At 44.9% G+C, this 21,344-nt stretch carries 21 protein-coding genes; all 21 read right to left on the reverse strand.

What is annotated here, in order from left to right; genetic code table 11:
* Nucleotides 1-3 precede the first annotated feature (3 nt).
* The gene (gene rng / locus CAG57_RS01200) at nucleotides 4-1,473 is read right to left on the reverse strand and encodes a ribonuclease G (RefSeq protein WP_099611693.1); all 1,470 of its coding nucleotides are present in this window, start codon (nucleotides 1,471-1,473) and stop codon (nucleotides 4-6) included.
* Nucleotides 1,474-1,495: 22 nt separating this feature from the next.
* Nucleotides 1,496-2,062, reverse strand: a complete 567-nt coding sequence (locus CAG57_RS01205; RefSeq protein ID WP_099611692.1) for a Maf family protein — start codon at nucleotides 2,060-2,062, stop codon at nucleotides 1,496-1,498.
* Complete coding sequence (mreD, locus tag CAG57_RS01210; protein ID WP_099611691.1) at nucleotides 2,059-2,547, reverse strand: rod shape-determining protein MreD; 489 nt, start codon at nucleotides 2,545-2,547, stop codon at nucleotides 2,059-2,061. Before mreD ends, CAG57_RS01205 begins: the two co-directional genes overlap by 4 nt.
* Entirely contained in the window at nucleotides 2,534-3,424 is an 891-nt protein-coding gene (gene mreC / locus CAG57_RS01215; RefSeq protein WP_099611690.1) for a rod shape-determining protein MreC, read from the reverse strand. The genes mreD and mreC overlap by 14 nt, the downstream gene beginning before the upstream one ends.
* A gap of 52 nt (nucleotides 3,425-3,476) precedes the next feature.
* Nucleotides 3,477-4,520, reverse strand: a complete 1,044-nt coding sequence (locus CAG57_RS01220) for a rod shape-determining protein (protein WP_099611689.1) — start codon at nucleotides 4,518-4,520, stop codon at nucleotides 3,477-3,479.
* A 169-nt stretch (nucleotides 4,521-4,689) separates the two neighbouring features.
* Complete coding sequence (locus CAG57_RS01225; protein WP_425445511.1) at nucleotides 4,690-8,448, reverse strand: DUF6701 domain-containing protein; 3,759 nt, start codon at nucleotides 8,446-8,448, stop codon at nucleotides 4,690-4,692.
* On the reverse strand, nucleotides 8,444-8,908 hold the full coding sequence (locus CAG57_RS01230) for an MSHA biogenesis protein MshP (RefSeq protein WP_099611687.1): 465 nt from the start codon (nucleotides 8,906-8,908) through the stop codon (nucleotides 8,444-8,446). Before CAG57_RS01230 ends, CAG57_RS01225 begins: the two co-directional genes overlap by 5 nt.
* Nucleotides 8,883-9,680: a PilW family protein gene (locus CAG57_RS01235; RefSeq protein WP_099611686.1), complete on the reverse strand. Its 798-nt coding sequence runs from the start codon at nucleotides 9,678-9,680 to the stop codon at nucleotides 8,883-8,885. The genes CAG57_RS01230 and CAG57_RS01235 overlap by 26 nt, the downstream gene beginning before the upstream one ends.
* Entirely contained in the window at nucleotides 9,680-10,267 is a 588-nt protein-coding gene (locus CAG57_RS01240; protein WP_161428217.1) for a prepilin-type N-terminal cleavage/methylation domain-containing protein, read from the reverse strand. Before CAG57_RS01240 ends, CAG57_RS01235 begins: the two co-directional genes overlap by 1 nt.
* Nucleotides 10,248-10,745: an MSHA biogenesis protein MshC gene (locus CAG57_RS01245; RefSeq protein WP_161428218.1), complete on the reverse strand. Its 498-nt coding sequence runs from the start codon at nucleotides 10,743-10,745 to the stop codon at nucleotides 10,248-10,250. Before CAG57_RS01245 ends, CAG57_RS01240 begins: the two co-directional genes overlap by 20 nt.
* Before the next feature lie 126 nt (nucleotides 10,746-10,871).
* Nucleotides 10,872-11,336, reverse strand: a complete 465-nt coding sequence (locus CAG57_RS01250; protein ID WP_161428219.1) for a type II secretion system protein — start codon at nucleotides 11,334-11,336, stop codon at nucleotides 10,872-10,874.
* A gap of 35 nt (nucleotides 11,337-11,371) precedes the next feature.
* A complete protein-coding gene (locus CAG57_RS01255; protein ID WP_161428220.1) occupies nucleotides 11,372-11,941 on the reverse strand; it encodes a prepilin-type N-terminal cleavage/methylation domain-containing protein in 570 nt (189 codons plus the stop codon).
* 80 nt (nucleotides 11,942-12,021) lie between these two features.
* Nucleotides 12,022-12,444 (reverse strand): MSHA biogenesis protein MshF, encoded by a 423-nt coding sequence (locus CAG57_RS01260; RefSeq protein ID WP_157928698.1) that lies wholly within the window; start codon nucleotides 12,442-12,444, stop codon nucleotides 12,022-12,024.
* Nucleotides 12,445-12,466: 22 nt separating this feature from the next.
* The gene (locus CAG57_RS01265; RefSeq protein WP_161428221.1) at nucleotides 12,467-13,687 is read right to left on the reverse strand and encodes a type II secretion system F family protein; all 1,221 of its coding nucleotides are present in this window, start codon (nucleotides 13,685-13,687) and stop codon (nucleotides 12,467-12,469) included.
* A 15-nt stretch (nucleotides 13,688-13,702) separates the two neighbouring features.
* Complete coding sequence (locus CAG57_RS01270; RefSeq protein ID WP_161428222.1) at nucleotides 13,703-15,427, reverse strand: ATPase, T2SS/T4P/T4SS family; 1,725 nt, start codon at nucleotides 15,425-15,427, stop codon at nucleotides 13,703-13,705.
* Nucleotides 15,417-16,463 carry a tetratricopeptide repeat protein gene (locus CAG57_RS01275; protein WP_099611680.1) on the reverse strand — a complete coding sequence of 349 codons (1,047 nt, stop codon included), beginning with the start codon at nucleotides 16,461-16,463 and terminating at the stop codon, nucleotides 15,417-15,419. The genes CAG57_RS01270 and CAG57_RS01275 overlap by 11 nt, the downstream gene beginning before the upstream one ends.
* The gene (locus CAG57_RS01280) at nucleotides 16,460-17,305 is read right to left on the reverse strand and encodes an ExeA family protein (protein WP_161428223.1); all 846 of its coding nucleotides are present in this window, start codon (nucleotides 17,303-17,305) and stop codon (nucleotides 16,460-16,462) included. The genes CAG57_RS01275 and CAG57_RS01280 overlap by 4 nt, the downstream gene beginning before the upstream one ends.
* 19 nt (nucleotides 17,306-17,324) lie before the next feature.
* The gene (gene mshL / locus CAG57_RS01285) at nucleotides 17,325-18,935 is read right to left on the reverse strand and encodes a pilus (MSHA type) biogenesis protein MshL (protein WP_161428224.1); all 1,611 of its coding nucleotides are present in this window, start codon (nucleotides 18,933-18,935) and stop codon (nucleotides 17,325-17,327) included.
* Between the two features lie 12 nt (nucleotides 18,936-18,947).
* Nucleotides 18,948-19,256, reverse strand: coding sequence for an MSHA biogenesis protein MshK (locus CAG57_RS01290; RefSeq protein ID WP_337247007.1), 309 nt, complete (start codon nucleotides 19,254-19,256; stop codon nucleotides 18,948-18,950).
* Entirely contained in the window at nucleotides 19,249-19,896 is a 648-nt protein-coding gene (gene gspM, locus CAG57_RS01295; RefSeq protein ID WP_099611677.1) for a type II secretion system protein GspM, read from the reverse strand. The genes CAG57_RS01290 and gspM overlap by 8 nt, the downstream gene beginning before the upstream one ends.
* A 2-nt stretch (nucleotides 19,897-19,898) precedes the next feature.
* Nucleotides 19,899-21,341, reverse strand: a complete 1,443-nt coding sequence (locus CAG57_RS01300; RefSeq protein ID WP_099611676.1) for an MSHA biogenesis protein MshI — start codon at nucleotides 21,339-21,341, stop codon at nucleotides 19,899-19,901.
* Between the last annotated feature and the right edge of the window lie 3 nt (nucleotides 21,342-21,344).

Consider the following 21,344-nt stretch of genomic DNA (forward strand, 5'->3'; position numbering starts at 1 on the left):
TACTTACATCATGACAACATCAAATTGCTCTTGAACATACAAAGATTCCGCTTTAATGCGCACTTCTTTACCAATAAAAACTTCAAGCTCAGCAAGAGAATGGGACTCATCCCCTTGTAAAGTTTCAGCCACTGCAGGTGAGGCATATACCACAAACTTATCCGCATCATAAGCACGATTGACTCGTGTTACTTCACGCAGAATTTCAAAACAAACGGTTTCCACGGTTTTCACTGTGCCGCGACCTTCACAAGTTGGACAAGTAGAACAGAGCACATGTTCAATACTTTCTCGGGTACGTTTACGGGTCATTTCAACTAAACCGAGATGAGTAAACCCATTAATATTGGTTTTCACTCTATCTTTGCTTAATGCGGCTTCTAAAGAAATTAACACTCGCTTACGATGTTCATCAGACGCCATATCGATAAAATCGATAATAATAATCCCACCAAGATTGCGTAGTCGTAGTTGGCGAGCAATAGCTTGCGTTGCTTCGACATTGATATTAAAAATCGTTTCTTCTAAGTTTCGCCGCCCTACAAAAGCGCCGGTATTAATATCTATCGTTGTCATGGCTTCGGTCTGATCAATGATCAGATAACCACCCGACTTCAACTCCACTTTTCGCTCTAATGAGCGTTGAATTTCATTTTCGGTATCGTACATGTCGAAGATAGGTTTATCCCCTTCGTACAAACACAGTTTATCCGTCAGTTCCGGAACAAATTCAGAGGTAAATTCAATCAGATTATCGTATTCAATCCGTGAGTCGACTAAAATTTTAGTCAAGTCTGTACCAACAAAATCTCTGATAATTCGTTGTGCAAGCCCTAGCTCACCATAGAGCGTTGAACGCGTTTTGTATTTCGCTCGGCGCTCCATCACTTTGCTCCACAAGCGCTTTAAGAAAGCGGCATCTTGGGCTAATTCTTTTTCATTTGCGCCTTCGGCTGCGGTACGAATAATAAAGCCGCCATGTTCATCGCAATAGTGAGCGACCACTTTTTTCAAGCGCTCTCGCTCACTTTCACTTTCGATCCGTTGAGAAACGCCAACATGGCTTGCGCCTGGCATATAAACCAGATAGCGCGAAGGAAGAGTAATATCAGTGGTCAGGCGAGCTCCTTTCGTACCAAGTGGATCTTTAACAACTTGTACTACGATATCTTGCCCTTGCCGAACCAGCTCTGAAATATCACGAACTTTAAACTGCTGTTTCTCGTTTTCTGACACACATTCAGTATGAGGAACAATATCGGAGGCATGTAAAAAAGCCGCTTTATCTAGCCCGATATCAACAAATGCCGCCTGCATCCCCGGTAATACCCGGCTCACTTTTCCTTTATAAATATTGCCAACAATACCGCGTTTAGCTTCACGTTCAATGTGGATTTCCTGTAGAACACCACCTTCAATCATAGCGACCCGAGTCTCACTCGGTGTCACGTTTAACAACAACTCCGCACTCATGAGCGCACCTCAATGATTAAAATTATAAAAATTCGTGCAAGAGCTGGTCAGTTTCATATAGCGGTAACCCAACGACCGCGTAATAGCTACCTTCAATCCTAGTTACAAACTTTCCACCCAATCCCTGAATAGCATAACTGCCAGCTTTATCGCATGGCTCACCACTTTGCCAATATTGTTCAATGTCGTGTTCAGATAGCGGCTTAAACCAAACATCCGTCGTGACAACCACAGTACGATGACGCGCCATCGTCGCCACCGTTACCGCCGTCATGACTTGATGGCGAGCCTGAGATAACTGCTGCAACATACGATGGGCATCAATAAAATTACTGGGTTTTTCCAACACCTGATCATCAAGCACAACAATGGTATCTGAGCCGATAACGATAGCGTTAGCCCCCGCTAATGTCAGACCTGCATAGGCTTTGTCTTGCGACAAACGTTCAACATATGCTCGGGGAGTTTCCCCTACTTGGCGTGATTCCTCTACGTTCGGAACGACAATATCGAAGGAGTAACCCAATTGGGTGAGCAACTCACGGCGTCTCGGTGAGCCGGACGCCAATACTAATTTTTTCTCACTCATTTTATATGCCAATGGCGTCGAACTCGACGCAGCAGTAAAAACATCCATGGCCAAAGTATACAGCTAATCACGCCACTCCAAAGAGAGAGAGGGTTAAAAGCCACATCTTGAATGAGATATTCGCCAAAAAAAATCAAAACTTCCAACCCCATGGCTAATAACGCAATAATGATCGCTTGCTGCCATAACGCCATATTACGCAGGACCAGAAAGTTCATCGCGACAAGATAAATGATGATCGACATCATCATACCGCGAATACCCAGAGTTGAACCAAGCAGTAAGTCCCAAAACAATCCAAGAGTGAAAGCAGTACCAACATTCACGCGATGTGGCAAAGCCATCACCCAATAGCAAGTCACCAGTAACAGCCATGAAGGACGCAATAGGTCAAGCGTCCCAGGCCAAGGAATGGTTTGCACCACTAACGCCAGTAAAAAAGATCCCCAAATAACGCTACGACTGGTCCAATCATTGTGCGCCATTATCGCTCTCCTTGGTCATTTGCTCCGGATTCGCTTGTAATACTTTTTGTTGGCGATCTTCATTTGGCCAAATTAATAGCAAGTAGCGCAGACGATTAAAATCCACCACGGGTGACGCTTTTATTGAAGCGAATTCACGTCGGGTGTCTTTATCAACGTGCGAAAGATAAGCGACAGGGTATCCTTCTGGGTAAACACCACCAAGGCCAGAAGTCACCAACATATCTCCCACCTCCATATCGGTGCTGGTTGCGATATGCTCTAACTGGATTTCATCGGTTTGTCCATTACCAGAGGCAACCACCCGAATATCATTACGAATATTTTGTACGGGTATAGCACTGTTGGGATCGACTAATAATAATACCCGACTATTATGTGCCGCCACGAAAGTCACCTGACCGACGATCCCTTTCTCATTAATCACCGGTTGACCTTCATAAACACCATCCAATCGCCCTTTATCGATCACCACTTGGTGTCGATAAGGCGAGGTATCGACCCCCATAACTTCAGCCACGACTTTTTTCTCATCTCGCACAAAAGACGAACCAAGCAGCTTACGTAACCGTTGATTTTCTTCCCGATATTGATCCAGTAAGATCAAATCGCTTTTTAGTGCTAACACTTCTCGTTTTAGACTGCGATTAGAGTCCATCAACTGTTGTCGAGAACTAAATCGTTCATAAAAACCATCGAACATACTGCGTGGCAAGTCGGCGGCATATTGAATTGGAGCGACCATGCTATTGAGTAGAAAACGAACTTGAGAAAATGCATCTAAACGACTATCAGCCAGCATGAGGCTGGCTGATACGATGATCGCAAAAAATAGACGTAGCTGAAGAGAAGGCCCTCGACCAAATATTGGCTTCATCTTAAACAATCCTAGATTTGTATTCTGGCATAGTGATCCTGCCAAAAAGCCATTATTCGTCGCTGAACAGATCGCCACCATGCATATCGATCATTTCTAAAGCTTTACCGCCACCACGGGCAACACAAGTCAGCGGATCTTCAGCAATCACCACGGGGATCCCCGTTTCTTCGGTTAATAGACGATCCAGCTCTTTTAATAAAGCGCCGCCGCCGGTCAGCACCATGCCATTTTCTGAGATATCCGACGCTAGCTCTGGTGGACACTGTTCTAACGCCACCATTACTGCGGAAACAATGCCACTTAATGGTTCTTGCAGCGCTTCGAGAATTTCATTGGAATTAAGGGTAAAGCTGCGCGGAACCCCTTCTGCCAAGTTTCGACCGCGAACTTCTATTTCTAAGACTTGATCACCCGGATAAGCTGAACCAATCTCATGTTTGATCTTTTCAGCGGTGGCTTCACCGATCAAGCTACCGTAGTTACGACGCACATAGTTAATGATCGCTTCATCAAAGCGGTCACCGCCGATACGTACGGAAGAAGAATAAACCACCCCATTAAGTGAGATAACCGCAACTTCAGTGGTCCCACCACCGATATCGATCACCATCGAGCCGGTTGGCTCAGAAACACGTAAACCTGCACCAATCGCCGCCGCCATCGGCTCGTCAATTAGATAAACTTCACGCGCACCAGCGCCGAGGGCTGATTCACGAATGGCACGACGTTCAACTTGCGTTGAACCACAAGGCACGCACACTAATACGCGTGGGCTGGGTTTTAGTACGCTGTTGTCATGCACTTGGCGAATAAAATGCTGCAGCATTTTTTCAGTCACGTAAAAATCGGCAATCACGCCGTCTTTCATGGGACGAATCGCAGAAATATTACCCGGTGTGCGACCCAGCATTTGTTTCGCTGCATGCCCCACGGCAGCAACGGTTTTTCCACCGCGGCCTTTGTCTTGGCGAATCGCAACGACAGAAGGTTCATCAAGAACAATCCCTTGTCCCTTTACATAAATAAGTGTGTTGGCTGTACCTAAATCTATTGATAGGTCATTGGAAAACATGCCACGAAGTTTCTTAAACATAATCTTCGTTCGTCCTGCAAGATGAATAAAATGAAAATTGCACTAAATGTACCAACGCCTTGCAATCACAGCAAGGCGTTGATCCATAAATATGAAGGAAAACCCAGAATATCTAACAGATTCCTAACTTAAACAGTGAAATCGGAATAAATGAACAGACATCTCTTTGCTAATTTAGCTCCCGCCACCAAATGACTCGGTCATTGCCACGGTACAAGCCAAATTGCACTTGGCCAGAGACACTATCATCCCAGGTTTCACTTTGAGAATTATAACGGCGTAACCAAGGTAGCCCATGCTGTTCTAAATTGAGTAGCGCTTTGATCACACCGCGATTGCTTACCCCCGGTGCGGTATAGTCTAGCCTTTTCATCCCTTGCTCTAAAGTCAATGGGCTTGTATCTGGCTGCATGGTTACGGTAACGGGAGGCTTAGACCCAGCTTGGTTAACACTAAAATCATTCGATTGAAACTCAAAAACGCTTAGCTGAGGTAACTCAGTACAGTTATCATGAGTGTTGGTTACAAATCCGTCTGAGGTATAATACTCACTGATGATTTTTTGCTGTAAGCCTTGTGTTTCAGGGCCAAACACATCTTCAATGGTTAAACGTCCCCAATACAACGGCATGGTTTGGTCGATATTTTCAAAGGTGTAACCTAAGCAATCCTCTGAGTAAGACGTCCGATAACAGACATCATCACTGTCTCTTAGATCATTGATTGACAATTGTAAGTTAAAGTCTGCATTAAACGGAACCATAGGATCTATCGGTTTTTGATAGCGCAGTTTTTCACCCATTAATATCACCCCACTGGTTGATGGGGATTGACGACTGACCGGAGCGATTAATTCGTTAGTAAAATCGATCGGGAAGTCATTATCATCAACAGCGTGATGATAAGCTCTCTCTGCCCATTGGTTGTTATAACGCCACCAATCGCCAATTAAATAATTAAGCGTATCCGAGCCACTACCTGATTTAGGCTGTAAATAAAGCCCTGGATTGTTCGCATAAGCAAACGGTTGGCCTAGGTAGGTAAAAGGTTGACCTTCTGTCGAACACGCAGAAGTCAATGTGACCGTCATCGGTGAGACAGCAAAATAAGCCGGGATAAAGCGCCCTATCGGCCCTGTTGACGTCACTGCAATCGGCAAATCAGCTTCAATTAAATTGAGGCCAAGATAAGAAGTAGGCGGCACTAATGAAAAATAAAACACCCCGACTTCACTCACACTCTGTTGAACGGTTGTAACCTCTCCAAACTCATGATCGTAATTTAGCGTACCAATAGAACCAGCAGAACCATTGGAAGGTTCAACCAGCGTATGATTGAGAATAATCGACTGTTGCTGATAATTAATTACTCCCAAATTATTGGTAAAGTCATTATCTTCATTCGGTTCAGCCGCTACCGCTTTGATATTAAGATTAAATCCTTCCCCCGCTCTTGCAAAAACCAAACAGCTTAAGTCAGCAGCAGGACACTTACCATCGGGATGAGCAGAGTTGTACGAGTGATTGGTACTAAGCACTAATGCACGCGGCACCCGAATAAAATTCGCTTGTCCAGTCAATTGTAAGTCTTGCTCATCGCCACTGCCATTAAAACGGGCGTGCAAAGCTAAGCTCCCCGCTTCGCGATAGGTAAGTTCAAATTCCGCTTGACCATTTTCATCAAAATACAGGCTACGATGACTCGGGGCTGCGCTATTATTGCTAATCGGTAAATCATCCACGACAACATTCATTGCTGAAAACCCTTGCCCTCCCGAAGGGGTAAGATATTCACTCCATAATGAAACATCTTTGTCTACACCAGCAAAACTTGGGATACATTGTTCAGGATTATCTCCTTTACTTAATGCAGTGATAGTTCCAGTGACTAATTGATTGGCATAAGCATGGGGGACATCGATAATGAAACCGCTATCAGAAAAAACTAATGAACAGTTTTGTGCTGAATAGTCACCAGTGCCATATCTGCATAAGTTGGTAGAAAAAGGTTTCGCAGTAGGAGTGGAATTTTGTACACCTACAGTCACACTTCCTGGAGTATTGCGCCTTAGTTTTAGATTGGCGATGCCATTCGAAAAGTTAATCTGCGGGCCATTAACCCATCCCCCACTAGCAGAAGGAGATGCATTAGGACTTAAATTAACACTAACTGGCTGCTGGTAAAGCTCGCTACAACTGCTATTTGCACAGGCTTGTATTTGTACATCAGCGGCATTACAAGTTAGCGCATCTGACGATGGTAAAGTAAAACGAAAATGATCGACCTGTTCACCAACCTCACGAGATTTTAACGCACAAACACGGAAATTATCGATTTCATGATGATTGACTGATGCACCTGTCGAGCCCGCGAGAGAAAGTAGAAAGTCAACGGGAGTTGCCCCTTGATTGGGATTACTCAACACGTTATACCAATCAATGATCGTTTGCATAGTGCCATTCACAGATCGATCGACGCGAACCCAAACGGCACCACCACTGCGCGAATCAATAGTGATGAAATAACGATGGCCGGGGCCTGCACCAGGAAAAGAACATCCGCCTCCCCACCATTGACATGTCCGACGCACATCTAATTTAGGATTGAGGTTGGCGTCAGTGCCCACTAAATATTGATAATTCGCTGACTCAGAGCCACGAATCGCCACAGCTTGCTCGCGAAAACCAGGACCACCTTGCCGCCCTTCGGTTGGGTTGGAATAGTTACCCCATTCATCTAAGCCAATACCCAGCCAGCCACCAGCAAACCCAGATACAGCTGGAGTCGTAGACGTTGGATTACGAGGCGCATAACCAAGTGAACCGCCAAACCCACCAGTACGTGGGGTTACGCTGGCATCAGAAAAAATTAGTGAAATCCCATCGGCACCATTACCTGTTAAATCCGCCCATGCGTAGTAATCCAACTCGACTTGCACTAAATTACCATCTGCAGGAAAAATTCGTTGATAAGTCACAGCGGTCGCTTGGTTTCCAATATCCTCGGTAAGACGCAAGCGGTCACTAACTATTCTCGGTGTAAAGTTACCACTACTGGTAAAAGGTACCCAGCTTTGCCCTAGGCTTGAGCGATTAAAATCATCGCTAAAGCAAGTATAGCCTTGTTGTTCAAATTGATTAATACGACTCGAACCCGACATCGTTAATTGCTTTGCGGTCACTCGGCCATTTAATACTGAATTATTATTTAAGGTCAGTTGATCTGCAGCATAAATATATCCATTTACAATACTTTGATTATTGAATGAGATACTACCATAAGCAACAATCGTCAAATTGCCCGTAGATGTTGCATTGAGTTGACTGCCAGAGATTTGGGTATTACCTAAAATAAAAATCCGTACATCACCATCAATGACCAATTGACTATTTTGGACGAAATTTGCTGACTCAAACCAATAATCTCCACTGCTTAAAATTGCTTTGGCATTTTGATTTAGTTGAAAATTTTTGATTCGATATCCATTATTGTTTGGCAAAAATGTCAGTTCACATCCACTAGTTAAATTAACTTGATTGAGCGTATTTATTGACGTGGATTGAGTGGTTGAACATTCAATAGTTTCATTCGAATTCCAAATAGGGAAAGAATTTGGCCCCGTAAGAGACAAAGACGGTGTCGATAAACTCCCCGTAACCACACATTGTTGACCATCACAACCATCACTAGGTAATCCAGCCCCAAGGTTAGAAGAACAAAACGCTAACGCCTGACCACCCGTTCCCGTTATTTTGGCTGAGTTATTTTGTGTAAATTGCGGATTCGGTGCACCACTACAACTACCATGACCTTGAGCAACCCGAGGGAAATAGATGCTATTATTAATCTCTTGGAAAGCGAAAGAATAGCTTGCAAAGCTCATTACCACCAAGGACAAAAATGCTTGTGCTAATCGCCATAGTTTAATTCTCACCCCGCACCCCCACTTGAATTGTCCGTTGCCATGGCCAGTCGCCACTGCTGCATTGTCCGATGCTGGTAATTTGCAGCACCGTTTGCTGATTATCTAATACACCGATATATTCACAGCTAACTTGCGCCGCACATTGCGCTAAGCCATCCCCTTGAAACTCAATGTTACTTGTAACAGGGGTATAATCCGGTGTTGAAAGCTGAGCATTTGACTGAGCAACGCGACAACTACTTTGTTGATTATTTTCTTGATAATAGCGGCTAATGGCGATCTCCGCTGCCGATCGAGCGGCCATTTCGGCGCGAGTACCCATCACCATCGACACCAACTGCTGGCTATTGCGCTGCTGATTACGATTGGCAACCGCGGCAACAAAGCCGACCACGACGATGATAAAAATAACCATCACCAAGCCGCTGCCTTGCTGGCTACGGCGCATTATAGATAAGTGCATTGTGATCAAACCTCACCTGTTCACCGCGATCTTCAAAGGTTAGTTCCATTTTAATTAAACCGTTGCGTTGCAAAACTGGCTCTGCTTCGACGAAATTAGCTTTGCTAATCTTTTCTGCCATCAATACCTTGGCATTGGGTTGCTGTGGGGGAAGTTGATTGAGCGTTAATGGGTAACCTTGATAACGGTAGATTTTTTTTTCAGCCTTGAGATAGCAGTACGCAACCAGTTCTCGATAGACATAGACGCGTCGAGCTGGCGATTGCAGTTCAAAGCTCGTTAGACGAGTGAAATCAAGTTCAACTTCATGGTGAGCATTCGCCTCAGAAAAAGTCACCTTATCGGTTAATTCGGCAACCTGCTGATGAGGGCCGACTGGATCAAGTGATTGACGTAACATCATTGGATTTGTCGGGTAAACAACAATTCGATCTCCCGCTTCTAGCGTCAAGTTATCTTGAGTTGACCGAAGTAGTGGCAACATTTTTATGCCGCTTGCCTGATGAGGCAATTGACTATAAACCCCGCTATTAATGATCGGCAAAAACTCAATGCAGTCATTTTCGACGATGACGCTATTGGGTACCGCTTGGCGAATTTCACGGCTTAAGCGCTCAGTCATAAATTGGCCTTGCTGAATCAGCGCTTCACGAGATGTGCTGGTGGCATAAATACCCATGGCTTGACCAGCAATATTACCGAGAAACAGGCCGACAATGCCAAGTAAAATAATCGCCATCACCATCTCGATTAAGGTAAAACCACGTTGCATCAGTAGTTCCCCTTAATCGCAGCAAACGGGTAGCGGTTGCCTTGTGAATCAATAATCACCACCTCGATGCGTTTATAATGAGTACGCTGATTGGCATTAACGCTAGTAAACTGACCACTATTATCCTGTTCATAAAAGACATTAATGGTAACCGTAAAATTGCGATAACTGCTATCAAGAGTCTGACCAAGCACATCCTGAATCGGTCTAGGTTGATCCCCCGTGATAAAATCATCGACGTCGTTAAACAATGTTCGATCGTTTTCACCTGCCGTAATATCAGGCCCAAGTGCAGAAGGATCCGTGCAGAGACGCTCTTCTGGACCACTCAATAAACACTCAGGCAAACCGCCATTAGGGCCTGAATTGCGATCAAACTGACGCCCCAAAATTTCGTCCAATACCGCTCTGCCCAGCTCAGCGGCTTTGACTGCAATCACTTGCTCGGCGCTCTGCTGCGAACGCGGATATAGCGCTGCCGCCAAGCCAGTAATGGCAATCGCGGTAAGGGTAATAACAATGATCATTTCCACCAGGGTAAAACCGCGCGTCAAAGCACGCCTTAGCTTAATGGGCTTCACAGGCATAGATATAGCCCTCAGTATTAATGCACACTTGGCGCTGATCGGTGGCAGAAAAGATCGAAATCGTACAGACTTCTGTGCCACATTGAGCAACCCGACCAAGGGAATCAAAATCAAGGTAGGTTTGCCCGGTTTCAGTCACTATCGCTAAGTTTACCCCGTTGAGCTTGGCATCAAAAAAACCAGCATCTTGCTGCTCAAAACCCTGCTCCGCGCAATTGGCTACCGACTGATTAGTGGAAACAGGCCCGGCTTGATTAGCGGTTAAAACCCAGCGATTACAGAAACCGGTACGCTGCATGGCGCGATTTTGGGTTAAGCGCAGTGAGGCAAGAATTTCTTGTTGGCTGGTGAGCGCAGCAAGCGAGCTGGTGCCCGAATAACGGCTGGCGGCATAGGCAGACAGAATACCGAGCAAAAGAATAATCACAATCAGCTCGACTAAGGTAAAGCCCAATGTTCGACCAATGGATTGGCGCATCGCTGCCTCACGGAGTTGGGATCTTGCGGAAAACGAAATTCCATTATGAATAACACTAATAAAGACAAGTGACTTAAACGGTCACCTGTCTGCTACCCTCATAAACCGTTTATTCTTTATGCTTACTTAGCAACCAGAGAATACTTTGGTAGTCGGAACTGCTGACGAGGTCGCTTCCTTATAAATAACATTACAGGCTGCGCTCGTTGTTCCCCAGTTGGTGTTACCTTTGAATGAATAATGTATTGTTCGAGGATTAGTTGAGGGAGTTGGCAAATGAGCCTCCCAGTCTGACTCAAGGCCAACAACTGCTTTACCAATACCTGCTGAAGTAGCAGCAGGATAACCATAAACCAAGCTGATACCATCAACCTCTTCTCCTGACGGTTCAGTTTCCTTACCTGTCAATGCTGCTTTACCATAAACAATACCCGCCGCCCCATCAATAGCGCCCTTCAATCCTTGCAAGGAGGCTTTACGGGCATCTCCCTGAAAATTTAAAAACCGTGGTGCTGCCGTGACCGCCAAAATCCCTAAAATTACAATCACGACCACTAATTCGATTAGGGTGAAACCGCCTTGTTTTTTCATTGCTACTCTCTCTTTATATATCAAAATCCATCGGATTAATTTAAGGTGACCGTGACACGGCCGGTTTTTAGATCATAAACAAATTGATGTTCACTCTTACCTTCTTGCTGAAGATAAGTGCACGTCCAATCTGAGCCATTCGCTTGAGCGGTATAACGCAGATTAGCCTTATTATCACCGCCAACCACTGCAACTTGCGGTGGGTTTTGCAGTAAATTTTCCATTAAAGCGACACATTGTTGATCGGTAAGGCTAGTTGGGAACGCGCCGCCATCATTAATCGCTATCGGGTAGCCATCACGAAATCCTGTGTCTGCGCCACTGCTGTCTTTGGCGCGAGTGAGCCAGAATTCAACCCCATCATAATCAATTGTGTTGTATGTCTGTCCCTCTGCCGAGATTGAGGGGCGGGCTTTGGCTTCCCACTGGGCGCGAGCCGATAAAACACCCGTTGCAAAGCCACCGGCAACCCCTTCAATACTCGCTTTTTTTGCTTCGTCGGTCACATCAAGAAAACGGGGCAAAGCAGCCACGGCTAATAGACCGATCACGACAATGACGATCACTAATTCAACTAAGGAAAAGCCAGCGTATTTTTTCTTCATGAATCACCTTCTTTAAAGAGCATCATAAAACCTGTATCTGTCACTTTGCTTAACGCGCCTTTATGCGATAAAGCTTCGCTCTATTGTAAACTTGAAACCGTAGATGAAAAACTGTTGTTCTGTAAGGTAATTTTTATAAATTGCGCTTGCGTATAATATAGCTCACACTGATACCCTTGTGGTATGGGTTGCTCTTCCACTTGCAACTTTTTTTGCAAAATGTGTTGTTTAGGGTACAACCAGTTTAAAAGCTGAGTACACCGCTTGCCATCAACTTGTGTTGGTAACACCCACCCTGTCGCAGAAAAAGTCAATCGTTGCCCTTGCCATTGCAAATCGGATGGCTGATTTTCTAATAGCCATAGCTGTTTATAATCATTCGCTCGCTCAATAATCTCACGGTTGGCAAGCTCTAGTGCGGTACGCTCCAACGCCGCTTGTATTGGCGGCCAGGCTTGTAATAAGCCGATCAACAAGATGCCAATGACCAAAAACCACATCATGTATCTTGCTTGCTTAATTACCCTACCCTTTGATTGCATCAAGCATGCCCCACATGGGTAAGAAAATACCTAACGCCAACACCAAGACCATCGCAGCAACGATCACCAGTAAAATGGGTTCAATTCGCGCCGTGAGGGTTTTTAAATCATAGTCCACTTCACGGTCATAAAAATCAGCCACTTCGAGCAATAACTCATCCACTCGGCCAGTTTCTTCTCCGACGGCAATCATCTGCATCACTAATGGCGTGAAGATCTGGGTATTGGTCGCAGTAACGGTAATGCTGCCGCCCGCTTCAATTTCGCCTTTCATTTTCAGTAAACGTGATTCTAAAAACTTATTTTCCAACGCTTCAGCGGAAAGAGCCAAAGATTGGTTCAACGGCACTCCAGCTTTAAGCATTAAAGAAAAGGTTCGAGAGAAGCGAGCCAACTGAGCCCGATTGACAATGCCGCCGACCACCGGTATTCGTAACCGAAACTTATCCCATGTTTCTCGCCCCTGCGGCGTGGCCACCCAAGCACGAAAGGCGATAATCACGCCAACTATTCCGCCAATAATGGCTAACCAATAATTGACAAAAAAGTTCGACATATGAATTAATATGCGTGTGGGTAGGGGCAAATCAACCCCAAAGCGGCTGAACATGGTCGCAAATTGCGGAATAACCTTAATATTTAAAATAAACATGGCGATGGTAATAAAACTGATCACAAAAGTGGGATAACGCATCGCCGTCTTAATACGTTTGCGTGTCTCAACCTCTTGTTCATAGTAGTTTGCCAGTTGTAATAAAGCCTGATCTAACCGGCCGGTATTTTCTCCGACGCTAATCATCGAGACAAACAGCGGACTAAAAACATGGGAATGCATTTGCATGGCGGCAGATAACCCACGCCCATTGGTAAGCTCGCTGGTCACCTCTTCTAATGCCTGTTGCAACTGCTTATTGGTGCAGTTTTGTGTCAAGCCTCGCATAGAGCGCAATAATGGAACTCCAGCCTTGGTTAAACTGTACATCTGCCGACAAAAAATCACTAAGATTTCCAGCGGTACGGCAGGCGTTAACCAGGCTTTCCAGTCAATATTGGTCGAGTTCGCTGATTTTTTTGCCACGATAGAGGTTGGGATCACCCCTTGGCTGAGTAAAGCTTCCACCGCCATTTCTTCACTCGGGGCGTCAACACTGCCTGAGGCTTTACTGCCATCGGCATTTCGGCCTAGATATTGATAGTGTGGCATAATCCTTCCTATCGCTTATAAATAGATGGGTTGAGCCATACCGGAGGCATCCCCTTCACCGAGAACCATCACTTCATCCATGCTGACAACCCCTTGAATTGCCAATTCCATTGCTCGGGCTAATAGCGGTTTATAATGATGTGATGAACGAGCGGCATGAGCAAAGCCCGATGTATCGTTCGCTCTTAGAGCATCCATCATCGACGGCTCAAGCTCCAGCATTTCAAACACACCGATTCGTCCTCGATATCCGGTTAAGTTACAACTTTGGCAACCTCGCCCATGCACAAAGTGCTGGGACACTTGATTAGGAAAACGTTCCGCCAACCATTGTCGACGGGCCTCATCTAGCGGATCGTCTGTTTTACAATCTGGGCAAACTTTACGAATTAAGCGCTGGGCAACCACCGCACGTACTGCACTAGCAACCAGATACCCTGGCGCACCCATATCAATCAAACGTAAAGCGCTATCGACCGCATCATTAGTGTGTAAGGTACTCAACACTAAATGGCCCGTTAATGCGGCTCGTAACCCAATCTCAGCGGTTTCTTGATCTCGGATTTCACCGACTAAAATAATATCTGGGTCTTGGCGTAAGAAAGTACGCAATAAGGTTGAAAAATCGAGGCCAATTTTTGGGTTAACTTGAACTTGATTTAAGCGAGCAATCCGATATTCGACCGGATCTTCTGCGGTAATAATTTTTTTGCCCGCTTCATTTAATTCAGAAAGCGCCCCATAAAGCGTGGTGGTTTTACCTGACCCCGTCGGCCCAGTCACCAAAATCATGCCATGAGGTCGTTTCAGTTGTCGTCTCAGTCGCTGCAGTAAATCGGCGGGAATACCAGACTCTTCTAATTTTCGAATCCCACTGGTTTGATTCAGTAACCGCATGACCACCGATTCACCATATTGAACTGGCATCGTGGAAAGACGAATATCGACCGACTGACCTTTTGTACGGATATTAAAGCGACCATCTTGAGGTAAGCGTTTTTCAGAGATATCTAGGTTCGCCATCAGTTTCAAACGAAGAACTAATGCAGAAGCAATATTAACTTCATTAAGCAAAGTTTCATGCAATACACCATCAATACGCTGGCGAATACGTAAGAGGTTGGCATCCGGTTCAATATGGATATCTGATGCCCCAACTTGAATCGCATCTTCAAACAGCGAGTTGATCAGTTTCACCACCGTCATATCATCGGATTCATCACCGGCAATATTGTAATCAAATGCATCACTGTCTTGATGCTCGGCCTGCAACTGCTCAGCAAATGAAGCGATCTCTTTCGTCCGTCGATAATAACGATCAAAAGCCTCAACCAACTGTTTTTCGGGCGCAAGAACATACTCAAACTGATAGTTTGGCAGTTGTGTCAATAAGGACTCTTGTGCAAAAAGATCCGCCGGATCACTCATCACAATGCGCAGTATATCCTCGTTACGTCCAATCACTAAAGCACGCAAACGACGGGCATGCACTTCCGGCAGTAATTGGACCGCATCAATATCAATGTTGGCACGATTCAAATCAATTAAAGGCAATGATAGTTGATGAGACAAAAAGGCTAACATCTGCTGTTCAGTTAAAAAGCCTAACTCAATCAAGGTACGACCCAGTTTGCTGCCAGTCTGTTTTTGAACCACCAATGCTTGTTCAACTTGTTGCTCTGTGATGATACCTTCTTCAATAAGAAGATCACCAAGACGTTTTCTTAACTCAATTTTCACCTTGGCTCACCTCTTGCTGCATGAGTAATTGCAAACGCTGACGAATGAATGCGTGAGATTGGGTCGATAACCCGACGTTCTTTAACGCCATTTGATAAGATTCTTGAGCTTCGTTATACCTTAACGCTCGCTCTTGCTGAATTGCCAGCCCCAACCACCAACGACCGTTAGTGGCTTCTTTTTCAGTCAAGCGTTGATAACTATCTAACGCAATATCATTCAATTTATTTTTCTGAGCCAAAGCTGCACGCAAAGAAAGATACTCAACAGAAGCACCATCAGGCACATGATCTAACGGCGATAATGCTGCTTCATTCTGGCCTTCTTTCACTAATAATTTTGCCAATGCGATACGCAAGGTTTCGCCATCATAGTCAAGCTCAACCCCTCGTTGTAGCAACTCAAAGGCTTTTCTTACATCGCCTTTGCCGTAATAAAGCGCAGCCAATTGCTGACGAACTTGCTCGTTTCTTGGCGTATAACGCAATGCCTCACTGTATGCTTTTACCGCACCGTTAAAGTCATTACTATCTAATGCCTTATTCGCACGTGTTAATGCTTGGTTTGATAATGCTTGAGGTGTCAGCTCTACTTGCTCAACCAACATGTTTTTCTCAGGCTTGCTTGGCAAAGCAACCGCTGAGGTGGCGGTTAAGGGTTCCGGCTTGGGTGTCGCCGTTGTTACTGCGGCCAATGTCATTTCAGGCGACGTCACCGGAGGGTCGGCCACCTCTTGCGTTGGCGCTAAGCGATACACCGCGACCGCTAAAGAGGGAACATGTTGCGTCGGTGAAGAAAAGTTATTGGCGATTTGGGGTGATGCCAGCGATGAATCGATCAGCACATTTGGCATGACATCACTCGCTTGCTGCGAGACGGCCCAGCCTCCGACGGCGAGGCTAAGAGCAAAACCACCAACGAGCCAGATCCATGCAGGGCGAGTTTTAGCCATGGGTAGCTCGACCCGTTCAATGTCACCGAGTGTCTTACTCTGTTTTGACACTAATTGTGACAGTGCCTGATTAATTACACTCATTGATTGCTCCATCCCCACAAAAGAGGCCATTTGAATTTTGGTTGACAGGCGTCGAAGGTATCGTGAATAGCATGATACAAATGCACATTGGAGACTTCGTACTGCTTGGCATAAAACGTAAGTAATAATGCCTTATGACAAATTTGGTTTAATAAGCGAGGGATTCCTTGGCTGGCTTTCCACGCTGCTTTCTTCTGCTGTACACTAAACAATGCTTTTTCAACACCTGATTTTCGCAACCGGTTATCGATATAAGCTAAAGCTTCAGCCTGCGATAGCGGCCTGAGTTGAGCACTGAATGTGATACGTTGCCGCAGCTGCCTTAGCTGATGTTGAGCTAAACGTTCATCTAATTCCGGCTGACCTAATAACACCATTTGTAATAACTTACGCTGTTCTGTTTCTAAGTTGCCAAATAGACGTAAGGTTTCCAAAGCATCATCAGACAAGGCTTGCGCCTCATCCACAATCACAACCGCTCGTTTTCCTTGCTCATACCATTCGATTAAACGAGATTGAATAGCATCGATCAATACGCTATCGCTCACCAAAGGTACCTTCAACGCCGTCGCCACTGAGCGGCGCAACTCAATGCCTGACAAGGCTGGATTAGGCAGATAAATCCAGTGAATATCCGCCGCTAAATGAGTCAATAGCATACGACACACCATGGTTTTTCCGGTGCCGACTTCACCGGTGACTTTAATGATCCCCTCGCCCATTTCTAACGCAGCATTCACAGTTTGTAGCGCTTCATAGTGCGGTGCTAACCCTAAGAAAAGCGCCGTGTCGGGTGTCAAATGAAATGGAAATTGCTCAAATCCATAATGTGTCAGGTACATAACTGATTTAGTTCAAACCTTATTCTGCGTCTGGAAACCACTCTTGTAATAGATCTCTTGAACGCTCCAGCTCTTTTTGCCAGGTATTTACCCCAACCACCGTCGGCTTAAGCAAAATCACTAACTCGGTTTTTTGCGTTAACTCTGTAGTATTACGGAACAAATGCCCTAACACGGGAATATCGCCAAGAAAAGGAACCTTGGACACCCGATTATTGGTGTTGGTTTTCATTAATCCACCAATGACGACCACATCACCGTCCTGCGCCCGAATCACTGAATCAGACTCACGAATCGAACTACGAGCAAGTGGTAATGAATAAAGCTCGCTACCGAATTGAATATCTTTGGTTTGTTGCTCAACTTCAATCACCGAAGGGTGTACATGCAATAAAACGTTACCTTTATCATCAATTTGTGGGGTCACATCTAAAGAGATACCGGAGAAAAAAGGTGTTAACGCGACATCGGGCGAGGCATTCGAATTGTCACCACTTCCGACCACACTGGTTAAATCCGTCACGTAATATTCGTCCGTTCCTACCTTTATCACCGCTTTTTGGTTATTCGCGGCGGTGACTCGAGGGCTAGACAAGACATTCAAATCCCCTTGAGTAGCCATAAAGCTCAATACGGAGTCAAAGCTACCATCTGAAATGGTAATATTGGTTTGTCCACCCAACAGTGAGCCAATCGCATCCAATCCGGGTAAACTTGACGTGTTACTTCCAATCCGATTAAGCACCACCTTGCCGTTACCAAACGACATGTTTGACCAATTAATGCCTTGCTGATAACTATCCGTTAAGGTGACTTCTAATATTTTGGCTTCCAAGATCACTTGCCGCTGCATACGTTGATGTGAAATAGCTAAAAATTGTCGAACTTCGCGAATTTCATCAGGATAAGCTCGTAAGGTTAAAATGCCCGCTTGGGGTGTAACCACGACACTCTGTCCACGATCAGAACCAATTAAGCGAGCGACCGCTTGCTGCAGCTGAGACCAAAAATCACTTTCGTTGATGGTTTCAATTTCTGTTCCACCACGCATGGAAGTGCTAGTCTCTGAACGGCTAACACCACTACTGCTGGTACGGTTAGAGCCGCTATCAGTATTGGTAATGGTTCCGGTGCTAATGGATGTTAATGAGCGGCCTGTACGTTTAAATTGTAAGTAATCAACTGGAATAGAGACGGTTCTCAGCCCGACCGGGTAAACTTGAATAATTTTACCGATTTTTTCCACTTCGTAGCCATATAAATCACGTACGACATCCAAGGCTTCATCTAAAGTTACATCGGATAAATTGATCGTGATCTCGCCTTCAACGTCAGGATGGATAGCGACACTAAACTCACTATTTTTCACCAAACTGGCAAAAAAGGCTTTCGCTTCCACTTGATTGGCCTGAATACGAAAACGCTGCGTATTGGCTGATGAATCAAGAACCGGCTCACTGAGATCGGGCATAAGATCAGCTTCAACCGAAGCGGGCAATTGATCAATCATTCGGCTATTGGTTTCATTCAATACTTGATTCAGTGAGTCTTTTATTTCAACAGGATCCCGATGGCCCATTGCACAGCCCACTAAGCTAGTTACTACGACACCGATTATAATTTTATGCATCACTCTCATACCTTAATTTTTGATGTCTAGCGAGAACAACTGTAGTTCCCAACGCTGTTTACCACGCATCAAAATCACACTGGAATCTGTCACTTTGGCTATCTGATAACCTTGGATATTTTCGCCAACCGACAGTACCTGATTATTCAATACAACATAACACTCTTTTTGGCATACGATACTTTGCAATTCAGGTAATGGCGCTTGCTGAACCTCGGCCATTGAAGCTCTATGCCCAGCTAATGGAGCCGTGGGATCCTCTGCCGCAATGACCTGATGACTCAGTAAAAGCAAGATCGTCAACCGCATTATTTTACCCACCGATAAACTCCTTACGAGAACTGAGTGTATAGATTTCCAAAATTAATTTTGCTTGAGGATATTGCACCACTTGATAGTGAAAACGCCGCCAATAATAGTTAACAGGCAAACCTTCTAGAGCAGCAAGATAATCGTAAATAGCAAAATAACTGCCAGTCAATTCCATTCTAACAGGATGAATAAAATACTGACTTGGGTACTCATCCTGTTGCTTACCCATTGGCTCGGCAGGTAAAGAAGTCAGGCGAAGCAATTTCAATTGCTGGCTCTTCTCTAATACTTCACGCAAAACTTTTGCCATTTGAGAGGGCGAGACTAAATTCTCCATCACTTGATCGAGTTGAGCTGAAAGTTGTTGATGTTGTGCTTTAAGTTGTGTCAACTCAATCTCGATGTCTACATCAGGATCCTTACTTAACTCATGCTGTAACTGCTGTACCGCCAATTGCATTCCTTGATTAGATGACTGCAAACTGGCTAGGCGATTCGACTGTATTTGATGACGTGTCAAAAGCGGATCAATCAGAAAGGTTTGCAATGAGACAATGATCACCACTAAACCGCAGCCACTGATTAACCATTTTTCACGAGGCAAGCGCTGATTAAAGGCTTGATTTAATTTATTCCAAAGCACTCTCATCTCTACATCTCTTGCTTAGTTTTTAGCTCAAACGTCACAATATCGTTCTCATCACGTCCTATTATTAACCGCTCAAAACTGCGGCCAACTAAATGTAACTCTTGTTGAAATTGTTCGATCCAGTGTGGAATCGCTTTCGCATCACGGGCCAAACCTTGGATATCAAAACGTTGCTGATCAATCTCAATTTGCGTTAACGAAATATCCTTACGTGCGAGGTTTGCCAGTGCTTCCATCACACCCGAATACCCTTCACTTTGCAGATGCTCGAAGCGATTGATCGCATTTAATGACGCCTGTTGCGCCGCAATATCTTTTTTTATTCTCGCAGCTGCCGCCAGTTTATATGGCGACGGTAGGTGTCGCGCTTTTTGCTCTTTCAACTGTTTAAGTTGTAAAGAAAGCGCGGCTGATTGCTGCTCCGCTAAGATGACTTGCTGCTCGATTTTTATCCCCTGATAATGATAAACCGCCGCAATCGCTAACATGCAAACCATAAAACCAAGCAAAACCGAGCTAACGGTCATCAGTGAAAAATAATCTTTCTTAGGTTTTAAATGGCTTTGGTAGAAATTTAAAGCCTCATGAGGAGCCAATTGAGCATAATGAGCCAACATAGTGCCAGACAGCGGCTGAGAAACCGCCTTCGACAGCGTGCTGACTTTCACATTCAAACGTTCATTCAGTGCCGCAACAAGCTCGTCGTGATCTTCGCCATCGCAGCACACTTTGAGCTGATGAAGCGCTATTCCTTTTAATTGTGAAGATAAATAATCAATTGAACGCTGTAATTCCAATGCTAAGCTATCAAATTGAAGGCCTGAGCTGGCTACGCCGGTGATTGGCGCGACAACCCCGCGTAACGTACGTTGAAAATAGCAACGTTGATCGACAAAAGCATCAAATTTAAAATTTCCTGCCTTATTACGCTGCAGCAGTAAAAACTGCGTTAAAGTATCACCACTGCTTGCCCACACTTCTTGCTCTGGTAACACTCGCCCCAATTGGCAACCTTGTGTTTTCAGCAATTCAACCATCTCAAGAATCACTTTCTTGCTGATGACGTAGGCCTGTACTTTATTCGTCCCACTCAATGGATAAGCGTCTGCAACGACTTCTGCGGGTTTCTCATTAATCAAATCTTTGATTAAAAAGGGGAGTGCGGCAGGCCACTCTTCACGCGCAATATTAGGTTTATCAATTTGGTAGCTTTGGTAAAGTTGGGAGTGTAACACCAGATCAATCACCACCCCTTGCACGCCAGCCGCTTTTAAAGCCTTTATTAAAGCATGTGACCAATCACGATCAGCCAGCGGATAGCATTCTGGTACTGTCAAAGTGTCTGCAGATGAAAAATAAATCGCATCAGGTTGAATGACAGCAAAGAGTGAGTGACTTTGCTTCTTTTTGCCGATGATTTTTTTTATCAGAACATCAATTTTCATGTC

Origin of the sequence: Vibrio sp. V30_P3S12P165, assembly GCF_009904905.1 — a bacterium.
Taxonomy (GTDB): Bacteria; Pseudomonadota; Gammaproteobacteria; order Enterobacterales; family Vibrionaceae; genus Vibrio; species Vibrio fujianensis.